General features: G+C 36.4%; 12 protein-coding genes and 1 other annotated feature. Of the genes, 7 read left to right on the forward strand and 5 right to left on the reverse strand.

Annotated features, from left to right (window positions below):
* Window positions 1–683: hypothetical protein (locus tag ACCQ42_RS09790; protein WP_410036029.1), on the forward strand; the 683-nt coding region annotated here is incomplete at its 5' end.
* Window positions 684–757: 74 nt separating this feature from the next.
* On the opposite strand, the gene ACCQ42_RS09795 is transcribed toward ACCQ42_RS09790, so the two are convergent.
* From ACCQ42_RS09795 to ACCQ42_RS09810, 4 genes are all read right to left on the reverse strand, one after another.
* Entirely contained in the window at window positions 758–1,909 is a 1,152-nt protein-coding gene (locus tag ACCQ42_RS09795; protein WP_410036030.1) for a uroporphyrinogen decarboxylase/cobalamine-independent methonine synthase family protein, read from the reverse strand.
* Between the two features lie 106 nt (window positions 1,910–2,015).
* Window positions 2,016–2,251: a binding site (T-box leader), on the reverse strand.
* Window positions 2,252–2,351: 100 nt separating this feature from the next.
* Complete coding sequence (locus ACCQ42_RS09800) at window positions 2,352–2,885, reverse strand: 5-formyltetrahydrofolate cyclo-ligase (RefSeq protein WP_410036031.1); 534 nt, start codon at window positions 2,883–2,885, stop codon at window positions 2,352–2,354.
* Complete coding sequence (locus tag ACCQ42_RS09805) at window positions 2,875–3,852, reverse strand: YihY/virulence factor BrkB family protein (RefSeq protein WP_410036032.1); 978 nt, start codon at window positions 3,850–3,852, stop codon at window positions 2,875–2,877. The genes ACCQ42_RS09800 and ACCQ42_RS09805 overlap by 11 nt, the downstream gene beginning before the upstream one ends.
* Entirely contained in the window at window positions 3,833–5,755 is a 1,923-nt protein-coding gene (locus ACCQ42_RS09810; RefSeq protein WP_410036033.1) for an alpha/beta hydrolase family protein, read from the reverse strand. The genes ACCQ42_RS09805 and ACCQ42_RS09810 overlap by 20 nt, the downstream gene beginning before the upstream one ends.
* A 104-nt stretch (window positions 5,756–5,859) precedes the next feature.
* Between ACCQ42_RS09810 and hpf the strand changes: the two genes are divergently transcribed.
* From hpf to ACCQ42_RS09840, 6 genes are all read left to right on the forward strand, one after another.
* Window positions 5,860–6,405, forward strand: a complete 546-nt coding sequence (gene hpf, locus ACCQ42_RS09815; RefSeq protein WP_106460700.1) for a ribosome hibernation-promoting factor, HPF/YfiA family — start codon at window positions 5,860–5,862, stop codon at window positions 6,403–6,405.
* Between the two features lie 274 nt (window positions 6,406–6,679).
* On the forward strand, window positions 6,680–9,397 hold the full coding sequence (secA, locus tag ACCQ42_RS09820) for a preprotein translocase subunit SecA (protein ID WP_265212874.1): 2,718 nt from the start codon (window positions 6,680–6,682) through the stop codon (window positions 9,395–9,397).
* Window position 9,398: 1 nt separating this feature from the next.
* A protein-coding gene (gene prfB, locus ACCQ42_RS09825) for a peptide chain release factor 2 (RefSeq protein WP_410036034.1) occupies window positions 9,399–10,509 on the forward strand; the annotation gives its coding sequence in 2 pieces (ribosomal slippage) (window positions 9,399–9,473 and window positions 9,475–10,509; 1,110 coding nt in all).
* A gap of 179 nt (window positions 10,510–10,688) precedes the next feature.
* Window positions 10,689–11,774 carry a tryptophan--tRNA ligase gene (gene trpS, locus ACCQ42_RS09830; protein ID WP_410036040.1) on the forward strand — a complete coding sequence of 362 codons (1,086 nt, stop codon included), beginning with the start codon at window positions 10,689–10,691 and terminating at the stop codon, window positions 11,772–11,774.
* 3 nt (window positions 11,775–11,777) lie between these two features.
* The gene (locus tag ACCQ42_RS09835; RefSeq protein ID WP_106460696.1) at window positions 11,778–13,076 is read left to right on the forward strand and encodes a sodium-dependent transporter; all 1,299 of its coding nucleotides are present in this window, start codon (window positions 11,778–11,780) and stop codon (window positions 13,074–13,076) included.
* 155 nt (window positions 13,077–13,231) lie between these two features.
* Complete coding sequence (locus ACCQ42_RS09840; RefSeq protein ID WP_265238006.1) at window positions 13,232–14,536, forward strand: sodium-dependent transporter; 1,305 nt, start codon at window positions 13,232–13,234, stop codon at window positions 14,534–14,536.
* A gap of 82 nt (window positions 14,537–14,618) precedes the next feature.
* Here ACCQ42_RS09840 and ACCQ42_RS09845 read toward each other — a convergent pair whose 3' ends face one another.
* Entirely contained in the window at window positions 14,619–15,299 is a 681-nt protein-coding gene (locus ACCQ42_RS09845; RefSeq protein WP_106460694.1) for a phosphoribosylaminoimidazolesuccinocarboxamide synthase, read from the reverse strand.
* Between the last annotated feature and the right edge of the window lie 165 nt (window positions 15,300–15,464).

Consider the following 15,464-nt stretch of genomic DNA (forward strand, 5'->3'; position numbering starts at 1 on the left):
GCACAGGTGGAGAAACCCCAGGCACAGGTGGAGAAACCCCAGGAACAGGCGGCGATACTCCAGGTACAGGTGGAGAAACCCCAGGAACAGGCGGCGATACTCCAGGTACAGGTGGAGACACCCCAGGCGGTACAACCCCAGGTGGCGGCACAACCCCAGGCGGCGGCACAACCCCAGGCGGCGGCACTCCAGGCGGCACCACTCCAGGCGGCACAACCCCAGGCGGCGGCACAACCCCAGGCGGCGGCACAACCCCAGGCGGAACCACTCCAGGTGGCACAACCCCAGGTGGCACAACCCCAGGAGAAACAACACCACCAACCCCAGGTACACCTGAGGATAAACCTAATATTCCTGAAAGTCCTGAAGAAACTAATCCAAAGACTCCATCTTCTGATGAATCTAAGGTCCCAGAGGAGAAAAATCCTGATAATCCAGGTACAAAAGATCCAGATAAGACAAAAGCAAATGATCCATCTGAGACTAAAGCAGAAGATCCTAAGCTTAAAGAGGAAAGCTCTAAGCTAGATGGAAAGAAAAATAAGGCTAATAATTCTATAAAAATACCAAAAACTAACAGACCTAACGTCAAAACAGGTGTAGAATCAGTAGCTGGTATTGTATGTACTCTAGTAGGATCAACAGGTGCCTTATATATTAGTAGAAAAAAAGAAGAAAATTAGGTAAAGAAAAACTCGAGTTTTAGCTCGAGTTTTCTTTATATAACAAGGAGAGATTTAATAAGTAAGGAGTGATTTTATTTGCTCCAGAATTTTGCGGCGATTTCTTGGCCTTGGGCAATTTTATCCCATTGTTCTTGTTCGCTTAGTTCGTTACCATTATCGCATGATGCAAAACCGCATTGGTGGGAGAGGTAGAGTCTGTCTTTGTCTATTATCTGGCTGGCTTCTTCTAGGAGTTTTAGACATCTTTCTTCATCATCTAGGGTGTTTGTCTTTGATGATAAGAAGCCTAGGACGATCTCGCAGTCCTTATCTTTTAGGGCATTGAGGCTTTCTAGGCTGCCTGCTCTTTTATCATCCCATTCTAGGTAGAACCTATCGTAGTTTTGTTTCTTTAAGAAGAGATTTGCTATTGAATCATAAGAACCATCTGTGAAGTGGCGAGATGCGTAGTTGCCTCTGCAGTTGTGGGTGTAGACCTTAAGTCCCAGCTTGTGACCATAGTCGATGACTTCGTTGTTTATGGCTATATACTTTTCTGCTAGGGCTAGGTTTTTCTCATTTCTTGCCTTGCCATCAAATTGAGCATTTTCAGCCTCATCTGCAAATTGTTCCCATAGGCAATCGTCAAATTGGACAATTTCACCACCTGCGGCTTTAAAATCATCCAAAAATTCTTTGTAGGATTGGATGAGGTCAGCTTCAAAGTCTGCTTCTGATTTATAATAAGAGTCTTCTAAAAATCCAAATCCAATAGCTTCACCAAAGATGTGAGATGGGGAAGGGATGCATTGTTTGATGGCTGCCCTGCCATTTACAATTTTCTTTAGTCTTTTGAAATGGTCTATGAATGGGTGGTTTTTGCCTGATAGTTTGCCTACAAATCTAAGGCCTATATCACGTCTGGTTTCAAATTTGCTGCAACAATCTTTTTCTTCAAAGAAATATCCGCTTTCTCTGATATATCTTTCTACGCCTTTAAGTCCCCAAACAAAGTCTAGATGCCATAGGGATTTAGAATATTCACCATCTGTTACTTCTGTAAGGCCTGCTGCGATTTGTTTTTCTACTACTTCTTCTACAGCCTTATCTTCACATTCCTTATATCCTTCAAAGTCATCGTAGAAAGGATATGATATATCATCTCTTTTTTCTATTTCTCTTTTATATTTTAGTAATTCTTCGTTTCTAAGTAATGATCCTACAATTAAAAATCTTTCTGACATTTTTTATACCTCTTTTAATAATTTTCTAATTTTTGTTACATTCTAACTTTAGGCGCCTTAGAAAATATTCCATGTAGGTAATGCGTAATAAAAAAAGCCCCGTCCTGTAAAGGACGAGGCTTTGCCACGTGTTACCACCTTAATTTCAAATTAATTTCACAATTAATAACTCATCGGGTACTAGCATACCCTATCGCTATAACGGGCGAATCCGTCTTATCTTAAATATCGGATAAGAAACTCAAAGGCCATTTTCAATCTAATCTTGCCAAACTACTTTCACCACACGTAGTCTCTCTAGGTGTGCTTGATTAAATCTACTTTTCTTCTCATAGTCTATTTTCTATGTTTCGATTATACATAGTTTTTTTTATTATGTCAAATATATTTTTAACAAAATCTTAGCAAGTATGAAATAAAGCTTGATAATTAGGGATTTGATCTAGTAATTTTTTTCTTCTGTGATTATAAAATCTACTTTGACATCAGTATTTTCTATCGGAAGCTTTATGGATAGAAAATCTGAAATCATAAGCCCTGCTTTTATTGTTTTATTTTTGGCGAAAAACTTGTCATAATATCCGCCACCATAGCCGAGCCTATTTTTTTCCTCATCAAAAGATAGGCCAGGGGTGATGGTTAGGTCTGGATTTTCTATAAAGTCATTATCTCTACTTGTAGGAATACCAAAAAGTCCAAGCTCAAGGTCATCTAGGTCATTTAACTTACAAGCCTTCATCTGTCTATCTATAATCTTTGGCACATAGATATCCTTGCCATCTGCTAGGGCTTTTTTTATTAGATTTCTTGTTTCCACTTCTTTTGCCATGGACACATAGACAAAGATTGTTTGGCTATCCTTATAAATTTCAGATTTAAGGAGATTTTCACAAATTTTATCTGACATATTTTTTATATATTTATCATCCATTTCTCGTCTGAGATTTAGGAAAAATCTCCTGAACTCACTTTTCATGTATTTTTTCCTTTATGGCTTCAAAGGCCTTGTCTATGACACTTTCCTTATCATCCTCTTCATTTAAATCTTTGGCAAAATATTCGTCTCTGTAGCCTTCCCTAAAGGCTGCTATGACTTCGGCTCCCACTATGAGCAGGGCTGATACGATTAGTAGCCAAATAAAGAGGGCTAGGATTCCAGAAAGGGCTCCATAGATTAGGGATTTATTTGAATAATTATTTGTAAAAAAAGCATAGGCAAAGCTAGTTACATAGACTGCTATGGTTGTAAAAGCACCACCTGCAAGGGCTTGCTTAAAGGGTATCCTATTTTCTGAATTTCCTGGGGCATACTTATAAAATATGCCAAGGGCTGCTGACATCAAAAATAATGGGACAGCTAGGGTTAGGATGGTAAAGATTGGCGATGATAGAAACTCAATGATTGCCTCCACATCACTGCCAAAGAAATTACTTATTGTACCAATTATCTTGTGGTCAAGTATGTTTAAAAGCTGTGGGCCGTATATTTGAAATATTAAGAGGAACATTATAAAGACTATGAAGACTATTGTAAAGACAACACTCATCAGTCTTTGCTTAATGGCCTTTGACTGGTGGCTTAGACCATAGGCATGGTTTATTGCCATTATTAGCTTATCTACACCACTTGTAGCTGACCATAGGGCGAAAATCACTGTTAGGGTTGTGACTGCTGCAGATTGGCTAGATTCAATTATTATATTTAGGGCTCTTAGGATTAAATCTGCACTTGTCTTTGGAAATAGGTCCAAAAATTGATAAATGACTGTCTCATTGCCCTTTAAAAAGGTTGATATTGCCTGCACTACTACCATCATCAATGGGATGGAGGCTTGCAGGAAATAAAAGGAAAGGGCTGCCGAGTAGGTCATTATATCGTGTTCTTTGAGCCTATTTATTAGATTTTTTAGGAAATCTTTGCTTTTACTCTTTGATATCTTCATCTTTTAAATACCTATCGAACCAGTTTTTAATTTCTGTAAGCCTTTTAATCCTTGCCTTTGGCTTGCCAGATCTGGATAGTTCGTGGTTTTCTCCATGGAATAGGAACATCTTTGTATCTACTCCATTTAGTTTTATCCTATTATACATCTGTAGGCCCTGCTCAAGTGGGCAGCGGTAGTCTTCGTCTGAATGGATAAAGAGGGTTGGGGTTTTTACCTTATCAGCGTATTTGATTGGGGATTGGTCCCACATTTTATCAAGGCTATCGTATGGGTTTGATGCAGTTTGGTCTGTTGCAAAATAATAGCCGATATCACTTACCCCATAAAAGCTGGTCCAGTTTGAAATTGACCTTTGGGCACAAGCTGCCTTAAACCTATCTGTGTGGCCTATTGCCCAGTTAGTCATAAAACCACCATAGGATCCGCCGTAAATAGCCATTCTATCAGGATCGATTTGTGGATATTTTTCTATGGCAAGGTCTGTAAAATTCATAAGATCAGAAAAATCGATATCTCCATATTTACCTCTTATGTCTGAATATTTGACCCCATTTCCGCTTGAGCCGTGTGGGTTGGTATAGATTACCATATAGCCATTTGAGGCAAAGGTCTGGTGTTCGTGGTGGAAGATGTCAGAAAATTCTGTCTTTGGTCCGCCGTGAACAGAAAGTAGGCATGGGTATTTTTTATTTTTATCAAAGTCCTTTGGTAAGAGGACATAACCTTTTAGGGTGTCGCCATTAGATTCAAAATTAAATTCTTCTATAGGGTAGACAGGGCTTTTGATTTTATTTTCAACCAAGCTTTTGCCAGTAGATTTTTCTTTAAGTTCAGCTAGGCTATCTTTTGCCATTTCTAGATAATATATATCATCATCTGTAACAGAGAAATCCTCTATACAACCATCAAGTTCTAAACGGAAGTCACCCTTTAAGTTTATTGAATAAAGCTTGGATTCCTCCTTTTCTGTTACTACAAAGTATAGCCTATTATTCTTGACTTGGAAGGTCTTAGCTGCCCCAAATCTAGCGTCAGTTCCTATGGAATTGCCAAAGGACTTGTCAAAGTCATCGTCATTTATTTTTGAGATTTTTCCTTCACCATCTATTTTGTAAATGAAGCAGTCCTCATTTATTCCACCTGATTTTAAATCACTTCCTACAAAAACTATCTCATTTTCTAAAAATTTGATTGTATAAATTGAGTGAGATTTTTCGCTTAGAATTTTTTCCTCGCCGGTTTTTAAATCTTTTAGAATTATAGAATCAAGAAATTCCATGACCCTATTTGAATCTTCGTGGCTTCTTGTATAGACGATTTTTTCAATATTGTCATCTATATCAAGGATGCCTACGCTATTATCTTTATCAGATTTTAAAATTTCTGTAAGAGACTTATCAGAAAGCTTGTAAAGATAATAATAGGTGGTGGAATCTTTTAAGAAACCTACTCCATTAAACCAGAAGGGAAGGGTGGTTAGTTCTTTGAAGTATGAATTTTCCTTATCTGTCTCCTTTTCCTCTTTTGATTTTTTCTTGCTTGCAGAAATTAGGAAAATGTCATCTCTTAGCCATTTGATAGACTTGACATCAAGGTCTAGCTTAAAGAGTTCTTCTCCAAGGCCAGCCCCATCTGAGATGTAGAAGCTATCAGTTTTATCATCAGTATATCTTTTATAGATTAGATTATTTTCTTTGTCAAAGCTACAAATAGGATTGTCTCCAGAATCTGTTAGCCTGTATGATTTTTCTAATTTCTTATCATAGACGAAAAGATCTGTGTCGTATTTATTGTCTTTTTCATTTGCTTTAGTTTTTTTATAGGCGATTTTGTTGCCATCATTAGAAACTACTAATTCTGAAAGAAAGTCGTAGCTTAAAATATCTTTTATTTCAGTCATAAATTCTCCTTTGTAAATTATATTTATATTATACGATAAAATAAAAAAAAGATTAGAGGAAAAGGTTTGTGGGTATATAAATAAAAAGACAATAGGAGGTTATTATGAAACTAAATATCAAAGCTAAGAATTTTAATCTAACAGATGACATCACAAGAGAATCTGAGAAAAAATTTGATAGGTTAGATAAATACTTCCACGAAGAAGAAGAGCTTGATTTGAAATTTGCTAAGGAAGGTGTAGATTTTGAGGTGGAGGCTACTGTATTTTTAGACAATGGCACAATACTTCGTGCAGAAGCAGCAGATCAGTCTTACCAAAATGCTATCGATAGGGTTATAGATGCCTTAGTTAGACAAATCAGAAAGCATAAGACAAGACTACAAAGAGACAGGAAGACAGGAGAATCAATCAAATTTGAGGCATTAGATTTATATGAATCTGATGAAGAAAAGCAAGATGAAGAAGAAATCAAAATTGCTAGAGAAAAATCTATCCCTGTCAAACCAATGAGTGCTGAGGAAGCTATTCTTCAAATGGAACTATTAAATCATAATTTCTTTGTTTACCAAGATGCTAGTGATATGGAAATTAGAGTCGTCTACAAGAGAAGAAAGGGCGACTATGGTATGATAGTACCAACTAAATGATTTTTATAAATCTTTGAGATTTATTTATAACATATATAAAAAATAATTAGGACCTTCGGGTCCTTTTTATATTATTATAAACTCCTATTGAATAATGTAAATTAAGCCTATATAATAAATAGTGGACTATAATAATTATTATTTATTTTACGGAAAATTTACAAGGTATTTTCATCAAATAAAGATGGGATATATTTACAGACTTAAAGCTTAGCAATGATTGAAATTTTGTATAATAAGGGTAGGATAAGTAAAGAATTGGAAGGTGAAAAATTTGGCATTATTTAATTTATTTAAGTCATTTAGTCAAAAAGAAATCGAACAAAATAAAAAGATTGTCGATAAGATTCTAGCACTAGATGAAGATATGCAAAAGTTAACTGATGATCAGTTAAAACATAAAACAGTAGAATTTAAAGAAAGATTAAAAAACGGCGAAACATTAGATGATATTTTAGTAGAAGCATTTGCTGTAGTTAGAGAAGCAAGTGACAGGGTATTAGGTATGAAACATTATCCTGTACAGCTTTTAGGTGGTATTGTACTACATAATGGACAGATAGCAGAGATGAAAACAGGTGAAGGTAAGACTCTTGTAGCAACACTTCCATCTTATCTTAACGCTCTTTCAGGAAAGGGTGTCCACGTAGTAACAGTAAACGACTACCTAGCTAAGCGTGACCAAGAGTGGATGGGTAAAGTTCATACATGGCTTGGTCTAAGTGTTGGTTGTATTATTTACGGACTTACAAATAGCGAAAGAAAAGAAAACTACAACGCTGATATTACCTATGGTACAAACAACCAATTTGGTTTTGACTACCTAAGAGATAACATGGTTATCTACAAAGATGACATGGTACAACGTGGCTTAAACTACGCTATAGTCGATGAGGTTGACTCAATCCTTATAGATGAGGCTAGAACACCACTTATTATCTCAGGCCAAGGCGATGAATCAACAGATACCTATCAAAAGGCAAATGAATTTATTCAAACCCTTGAAGGTAGGATAATCGATCCTAATGAGGATGCTGATATAGACCCATTTGATAGGGAGTTTAAGGTAGAAGATGTAGACTTCTTAGTAGATGAGAAGAGAAAAACTTCAAACCTTACAGAAAAAGGTACAAAGAAGGCTGAACAATTCTTTGGTATCGAAAACTTATCAGACTCTGAAAACCTAGAGCTATCTCACTATATCAACAACGCCCTTAAGGCAAACACAACAATGACAAGAGATATTGACTATGTTGTAAACCATGGCGAAGTAGAAATCGTAGATGAATTTACAGGACGTATCATGCAAGGTAGAAGATTCTCAGATGGTCTTCACCAAGCTATAGAAGCAAAAGAAGGTGTAGAAGTTAAGGCAGAAAGCAAGACCCTAGCTACAATTACTTTCCAAAACTACTTTAGAATGTATGATAAACTTTCAGGTATGACTGGTACTGCAAAGACAGAAGAAGACGAGTTTGATGAAATTTACAAGCTTGACGTAGTAGAAATTCCTACAAATAGACCAGTACAAAGGGTTGATGATGTAGACTATGTTTATATAAATGAACGTGGTAAGTTCAATGCTATCATAAACGAAATAAACAAGGTTCACGCAACAGGTCAACCAATCCTAGTTGGTACAATCTCAATTGAAGCAAGTGAGAGATTATCAGATGCCCTAAAGAAAGCTGGCATCAAACACACAGTATTAAACGCTAAAAACCACGAAAGAGAAGCAGAAATTGTTGCTCAAGCAGGTCGTCTAGGTGCAGTTACAATTGCAACCAACATGGCTGGTCGTGGTACAGATATAACCCTTGGTGGTAACGTAGACTTCATGGCCAAACAAAGGCTAAGAAGAGAGGGAACTTCTGAAGAATTACTAGAAGAAGTTGATTCATTCTCAGCTACAGATGACCAAGAAATTCTTGATATCAGAAAGAAATATAGACACTACAAAGATATCTTTAGACCTGAAATAAAGGCTGAGGAAAAAGAAGTAATAGATGTTGGTGGCCTATATATAATTGGTTCAGAAAGGCATGAATCAAGACGTATAGATAACCAGTTAAGAGGACGTTCAGGTAGACAAGGTGACCCTGGTAAGTCAAGATTCTTCATATCACTAGAAGATGACCTAATCAGACTAAATGGTGGTGAAGCAGTAGCTAAATTTGTTGATTCATATAACTTTGATGAAAATGAACCAATAGTTTCAAAATTAGTTTCTAGATCAATCGAAAAGGCTCAAACAAGAGTAGAAGCAAATAACTTCGCAACAAGAAAGAGAGTCTTACAATACGATGATGTCATGAACAAACAAAGAACTATAATCTACAACGAAAGACGTGAAGTTCTTATGGGCGAAGACATGAAAGAAACTATTATCGATATGATCAAAAATATCATAAGAGAAGCGGTATTTAGCTTTACCAACCCACAAGTAAAACCAGAAAATTGGGAAATGACTGCCCTTCTAAACTACCTAAACGGACTAGGAGTACCAGTAACCCAACTACACTTTGAAAATATTAATTCATATACTCAAGAAAACTTGATTGAATATATAACCCAAGCAACTCTTGCAAAATATGCTGACAAAGAGGCAACATTTGGCCCTGAAGCTATGAGAGAAGTAGAAAGAGTAATCCTTCTAAGGGTAATAGATCAAAAATGGATGGATCACATAGATGCTATGGATCAAATGAGAAAAGAAATCGGAGTAAGAGCTATGGGTCAAGAAGATCCAGTAAGAGCCTACACAAACGAAGGTTTCGATATGTATGAAGAGATGACTAGATCTATCCAAGAAGACACAGTTAAGTTTATGATGAATGTTGAAATGAGACAAAACATCCAAAGAAAACAAGTCCTAGTTCCAGAAGATGAAAGTCTAGAAGAATTAGATAATTCAGATGATGAGGCAAATCTTAACAGGGCAGAACGTCGTAGATTAGAACGTGAAGCTTCAAAATCAAATGTAAAGAGATAAGATGAGAGAAATATTTGAACTAAAAGAAGAAATCAAAAACTTAAGCGAAATCTTAAACTTAATCGGAGATAGTCTTTGACCCAGCTGGTCTTAAAAAAGAAATTGCAGACCTAGAAAAAGAATCAATCAAAGAAGATTTTTGGAATGATTCAGATAGGGCATCAAAGATAATGGCAGACTTATCTGATAAGAAAAGCGACCTAGAAGATTATGAAAAGCTAGAAGCAAGCCTAAGAGATAATGAAGATTTGATTGGTCTAGTTGAATTAAGCGATGAAGATGAGATTCAAACTTTAGAGGAAGTAGACAATAACCTCAAAAAGCTTGAAAAAGATATCAAATCTATGAAGCTAAAGACCCAACTAGATGGTGAGTATGACAAAAACTCCTGCTATCTATCAATAAATGCAGGTGCTGGTGGTCTTGAAGCAACAGATTGGGCAGACATGCTTTATAGGATGTATACTAGATATGCCGAAAAAAGAGGCTACAAGGTAGAAGTCCAGGATATAAACAATGAGGAAGCAGGCGGAATAAAGTCTGCGACCCTCTATATCCAAGGCCCTTACGCCTATGGCTATCTTAAGGCAGAAAAAGGCGTTCACAGGCTAGTAAGGATATCACCATTTGATAGCCAGTCAAGACGTCACACATCCTTCTCATCAGTGGATGTCTTTCCAGAGCTTGATGAAGATAATGAAATAGAAATCGATCCATCAGACCTAAGAATTGACACCTATAGGGCAAGTGGGGCAGGCGGCCAGCACGTCAATAAGACTGACTCAGCCGTAAGGATAACCCACATTCCAACAGGAGTAGTCGCATCAAGTCAGGCTGAAAGAAGCCAAATGCAAAATAAAGAAACTGCAATGAAGCTTCTTCTATCAAAACTTATCCAGATTAAGGAAGAAGAAAAAAGAGAAAAAATAGAAGATATCCAAGGCAAATATTCACAAATTGCCTGGGGTAGCCAGATAAGATCATATGTTTTCCAACCCTACACCATGGTCAAAGACCACAGGACAAATTATGAGATGGGAAATGTAGAAGCTGTAATGGATGGCGATATCCAGGGCTTTATAGATGCTTATCTAGCAAAAAATGAAAATTAATAGGGGCTGTTGCAAAACTATGAATAACTATCGTCCCATCATTAGAGGGTTCTCATAGAAAATTTTTGGCCTAGCCTGCCGGCTCGTTGAGGCAAAATTTTCGTGGAGGTTCCTCTAATGATTTGGGACGATTTATTCATTCTGCGACGGTCCCTCTTTTTTACATGAAGGGAGAAGAAATGGGAGATATAATTTTAACAGGCGATAGGCCAACAGGTAGACTCCACCTAGGCCATTATGTAGGTAGTCTTAAAAACAGGGTGAAAATGCAAAATGAAGGAAACTTTGACAAGATGTATGTCATGATTGCAGATAGCCAGGCCCTAACAGATAATTTTGACAATCCAGCAAAAATCCGTGAAAACCTTATCGAGGTTGCCCTTGATTACTTAAGTGTTGGTCTTGACCCAGAAAAGGTGACGATTTTTGTCCAGTCACAGATAGAACAACTAACAGAACTTACTTTTTACTACCTAAACCTTGTAACCCTATCAAGGCTTGAAAGAAATCCGACTGTAAAAAGTGAGATAAAGCTAAGAAATTTTGAAACCAGCCTTCCAGCAGGATTTTTGATCTATCCTGTAAGCCAGGCTGCTGACATTCTATTATTTGATGCCAATATAGTGCCTGTTGGTGAGGACCAAGAGCCAATGCTAGAGCAGGCAAGAGAGATAGCAAGAAGTTTTAATAATATCTATGGCCAGGTCTTTATAGAACCAAAGGCAGTCCTCCCTGATCAAAAAATCGCCCGCCGTATGCCAGGCATAGATGGGGCAGCTAAAATGAGCAAGTCCTTAAGCAATGCCATCTACCTAGCAGACACTAAGGCGGATGTAAAGAAAAAGGTCATGAGTATGTACACAGACCCAGACCATATCAATATCGACGACCCAGGTAAGGTTGAGGGAAATATTGTCTTTACCTACCTAGATGTATTTTCAAATGATAGTCATTTTGAAAAATATTTGCCAGAATACAAAAATCTTGACGAGCTAAAGGCCCACTACCAAAGGGGAGGCCTAGGTGATGTTAAGTGCAAGAAATTTTTAATCAAGGTCCTAGAAGAAGAACTTGCTCCAATTAGGGAAAAAAGAGCCTACTATGAACAACACCTAGATGAGGTCTTTGACATACTTAAGAAGGGCAGTGAGGAAGCCAGAAGCAAGGGAAGCGAGAAGCTTAACCAAGTTAAAGCGGCCATGGGAATTGATTATTTCAATGATAGAAAGCTTATAGCAGAAATAGAGAAAAAATACCAAGGATAAGTTATGAAGCTTCCAAAAACTAAATCCAAGACCATATTCGTCTTATCGGCTGCAGGTTCTGCAGTCGGTATGGCCAATGTTTGGGGCTTTCCTTATAAATTCCATAAGGGCGGACTCTTCTTTTTGATATTTTATTTGTTTTTTATAAGTCTTTTCGCCTATGTAGGCCTATCTAGTGAATTTGCCATAGGCAGAATGGGCAAGGGATCAGTTGTAGGTTCTTATGAAAAAGCTATAAAGACCAATTATAAAAGCTCAAAAATAGCAAGTTTTTATGGTTACATACCTATGGTAATTTCTCTTATCATAGCCATTGGTTATACTATTATAGTTTCCTACGTGGCAAAGGCTTTCATAGATACCTTAAATGGGACACTTGCCACAACAAGCTCAAGCATCTGGTTTGAAAATTTCTCATCCAGGTCTTTCGCAGTAATAGAAACCCACCTAGTAATAGTAATTGTAGCGATAGTAATGAGTCTTGGTGGCTTTAAATCAATGCAAAGAATAAACTCCATCCTCATGCCTACTATGATAGTTATATATATTATAGTAATGATAAGGATGAGTGGGCTTGAAAGAATTGAAGAAGGTTATAGCTTGCTATTTAGGATTGACCTTGAAAACCTTTCTATAGGTACGGCGATTTCTGCCATGGGGGATGCGCTTTTTGCCCTTTCTATAACTGGTTTTGGTATGATCTTTATGGGAAGGATGCTAGCTGATAATCAAGATGTAATAGTAGATTCAAAGCTTACAGCTATATTTGATACATTAGTAGCTTTACTTTCAGCCTTTATAATTGTTCCAGCCATAGTTGTGTTTGAAATGGGCCATGCCAAGGGGCCTGAACTAATCTTTCATATCCTACCGACTATATTTGCAAATATTCCAATAGGTAGGGGCTTTGCTTGTTTGTTTTATCTAGCGATAATTATGGCAGGACTTACATCTTTACAAAATATCTTTGAATCTGTCGGAGATACTTTGGTTAAGAAATTGAAAATATCAGATAAGTTTGCCCTAGGCCTTGTGGGTAGCTTTGTATTTATGCTAGGAGTATTTCTCCACCCAATTGGAGTATGGGAGCCTTTTATGGACATCACCCTCTACTATATAATCCCACTAGGAGCAGTGTCTGGTTCTATAATTTGGTTTTATGTTATGGATAAGAATGTTCTTTTAAATGAAATAAATAAGGGAGCAAAGAAAAAACAAAGTGAAAAATTTATTAAGATTGGCAGGTACATTTATACACCTCTTGTAATTATTATTTGTATCTTGTCGATAATAAGTCATTAAAGATAGCTTGCCTAGCTTTTTTTATATAAAAAATTTTATTTGAATTTTGTTTTTTAAGCTATATAATACATAATATACTTTATCCCAGTATAGGAGTATATATACAAAGTTTGTATAAATAAAGTTAAATAAATAATTTTATATAAGGAGCTATTATGAACAAATTTTCATCGAAATTAGGTTTTATCCTAACGGCGGTTGGTTCTGCCGTGGGAATGGCAAATGTGTGGGGCTTTCCATACAAGTTTCAAAAGGGAGGAATAGTTTTTTTAATTGCCTACATATTTTTTATAAGTATTTTTGCTTACTGTGGCCTTGCAAGTGAGTTTGCAGTAGGTAGGTATGCTCACACAGGTACTCTTGGTGCCTACCAAAAGGCATTTAAAAGTCGCAAGGAAGATACAATCATAGGCAAATTCATAGGTTACATTCCACTTATTGGATCTCTAATGATTGCTATTGGTTATGCAGTAATTGTTGCCTACGTTTTAAAAGCCTTGGTAGATTCCCTAACCGGTTCACTTTTAACTGTAGATACAACAAGCTACTTTGATAGTTTTTCTATGAAGCCTTTCTCAGTGGTTCCTTACCACTTTTTTATCATAGCTATTACCTTACTTTCTTGTATTGGTGGTGCATCTACTATTGAAAAATCTAATAAAATCATGATGCCGGCCTTCTTTGTGCTTTTTGTAATCCTTGCTATTAGGATCCTAACTCTTCCTAATGCCTTTGAGGGATACAAGTACATGTTTAGATTTGATAAAGACATGCTAAATTGGGGAACAATTCTTATGGCCATGGGCCAAGCCTTTTTCTCCCTATCAGTAACTGGATCTGGTATGCTAGTTGTAGGTGCTTATCTATCTGATGATGAAGACATAATTTCATCTTCAAAAATGACAGGATTTCTAGATACTGTAGCAGCCATGCTTGCTTCTTTTGTAATGATTCCAGCAATAATTGTCTACAACATGGACCAGGCAGGTGGACCAGGGCTCTTATTCCAAGTCCTACCTACAATCTTACAAGATATGGGCTTTGGTAGAGTATTTGCTATTATCTTATATGTTGCAGTTGTCTTTGGTGGTATATCATCCCTTCAAAATATGTTTGAGGTAGTAGCAGAATCTCTCATGCAAAGGCATCCAAAATTAAAACGTAATCTAGTTTTATTTTTGATAGGACTTGTCGTTTTTGCTATAGGTGTAAATATGGAAATGATTAGCAGCTGGGGACCATTTATGGACTTTATCTCAATATACGTTATACCAATAGGGGCAATGATTGGTGCTATAACTTGGTTCTGGATCTTGAAAAAAGATCAGCTTATTGGAGCGATTAACCTAGGCGCTAAAAAACAATACGGAAATACTTGGTACAATATAGGTAAATTCCTATATGTTCCATTAGCAGTTATCTTATGTTTGATAGCAGTTATTTTTAGAATATCATTTTAAAAAAAGAGCAGGCTTTTGCCTGCTTTTTGTCTTAGTAAATTACAAAAAATCCCTCTTGGCAAAGTGCCAGAGGGATAAAGTTTTATTTAAGGACCAATTCTGAAAGTTTAAGGGGTTCGATGTATTCTTCGCCCTTATAAACTCTCATGTTTCCGCCTGAGATTTCATCTATCAGTAAGATATTATTATTTTCATCAAGACCAAATTCTAATTTTATATCGTATAGATCAAGGCCTTTTTCTTTTAGAATATCACGGATTAGACCACAAATTTCTTTTGTAAGTCTTTTTAGTTCTTCGTATTGATCGGCTGTCGCAATATTTAGGGCTTCTAGGCAGTCTTTAGAAATTGTAGGATCGCCTGCAGCATCATCTTTGATTGTTATTTCAAAAAAAGCATCTAGTGGTGCACCTTCTTCTATGTATTTGCCATATCTTTTGTAAAAAGAACCTACTGCCCTGTACCTACAGATAAATTCAAGACCCTTACCGAAAACCTTAGCTTTTTTAACTTCCATAGTATTTTCATCAATATTTGCAGCAACATAATGGGTTGGGATATTTTTTTCATTTAGTTTGTTAAAGAAAAATTCTGTCATCCTTAGTCCAGCCTTGCCAGCACCATCAATTGAAAGACCAACTTGGTTTTCGCCTGGATCAAAAACTCCGTCCTTGCCTGTTACATCATCTTTAAATTTCATCAAGATATTGCCATTTTCAAGGCTATAAATATCCTTTGTTTTGCCCTTGTAAATTAAATCCATCATAGTCTCCTTTAGAATTTTTACAATTACGATATAATATTTAGAACTTTCTTACAAGTAAATTTTATTTATTAAGAATAATTTGTCAAGTTTGTGATTAAAAATTTATTTTTGCTTTAGCTATTGAAAAAAATAATAAAATAGATATACTAATTTTGTAGAAGA

This window comes from Anaerococcus kampingae (genome assembly GCF_046365475.1).
GTDB lineage: Bacteria > Bacillota > Clostridia > Tissierellales > Peptoniphilaceae > Anaerococcus > Anaerococcus kampingae.

Excerpts from the sequence above, each read along its gene's own strand:
- ACCQ42_RS09795 (WP_410036030.1), bottom strand. The coding sequence starts at position 1,909 with ATGTCAGAAAGATTTTTAATTGTAGGATCATTACTTAGAAACGAAGAA.
- ACCQ42_RS09800 (WP_410036031.1), bottom strand. The coding sequence starts at position 2,885 with ATGAAAAGTGAGTTCAGGAGATTTTTCCTAAATCTCAGACGAGAAATG.
- ACCQ42_RS09805 (WP_410036032.1), bottom strand. The coding sequence starts at position 3,852 with ATGAAGATATCAAAGAGTAAAAGCAAAGATTTCCTAAAAAATCTAATA.
- ACCQ42_RS09810 (WP_410036033.1), bottom strand. The coding sequence starts at position 5,755 with ATGACTGAAATAAAAGATATTTTAAGCTACGACTTTCTTTCAGAATTA.
- hpf (WP_106460700.1), top strand. The coding sequence starts at position 5,860 with ATGAAACTAAATATCAAAGCTAAGAATTTTAATCTAACAGATGACATC.
- trpS (WP_410036040.1), top strand. The coding sequence starts at position 10,689 with ATGGGAGATATAATTTTAACAGGCGATAGGCCAACAGGTAGACTCCAC.
- ACCQ42_RS09835 (WP_106460696.1), top strand. The coding sequence starts at position 11,778 with ATGAAGCTTCCAAAAACTAAATCCAAGACCATATTCGTCTTATCGGCT.
- ACCQ42_RS09840 (WP_265238006.1), top strand. The coding sequence starts at position 13,232 with ATGAACAAATTTTCATCGAAATTAGGTTTTATCCTAACGGCGGTTGGT.
- ACCQ42_RS09845 (WP_106460694.1), bottom strand. The coding sequence starts at position 15,299 with ATGGATTTAATTTACAAGGGCAAAACAAAGGATATTTATAGCCTTGAA.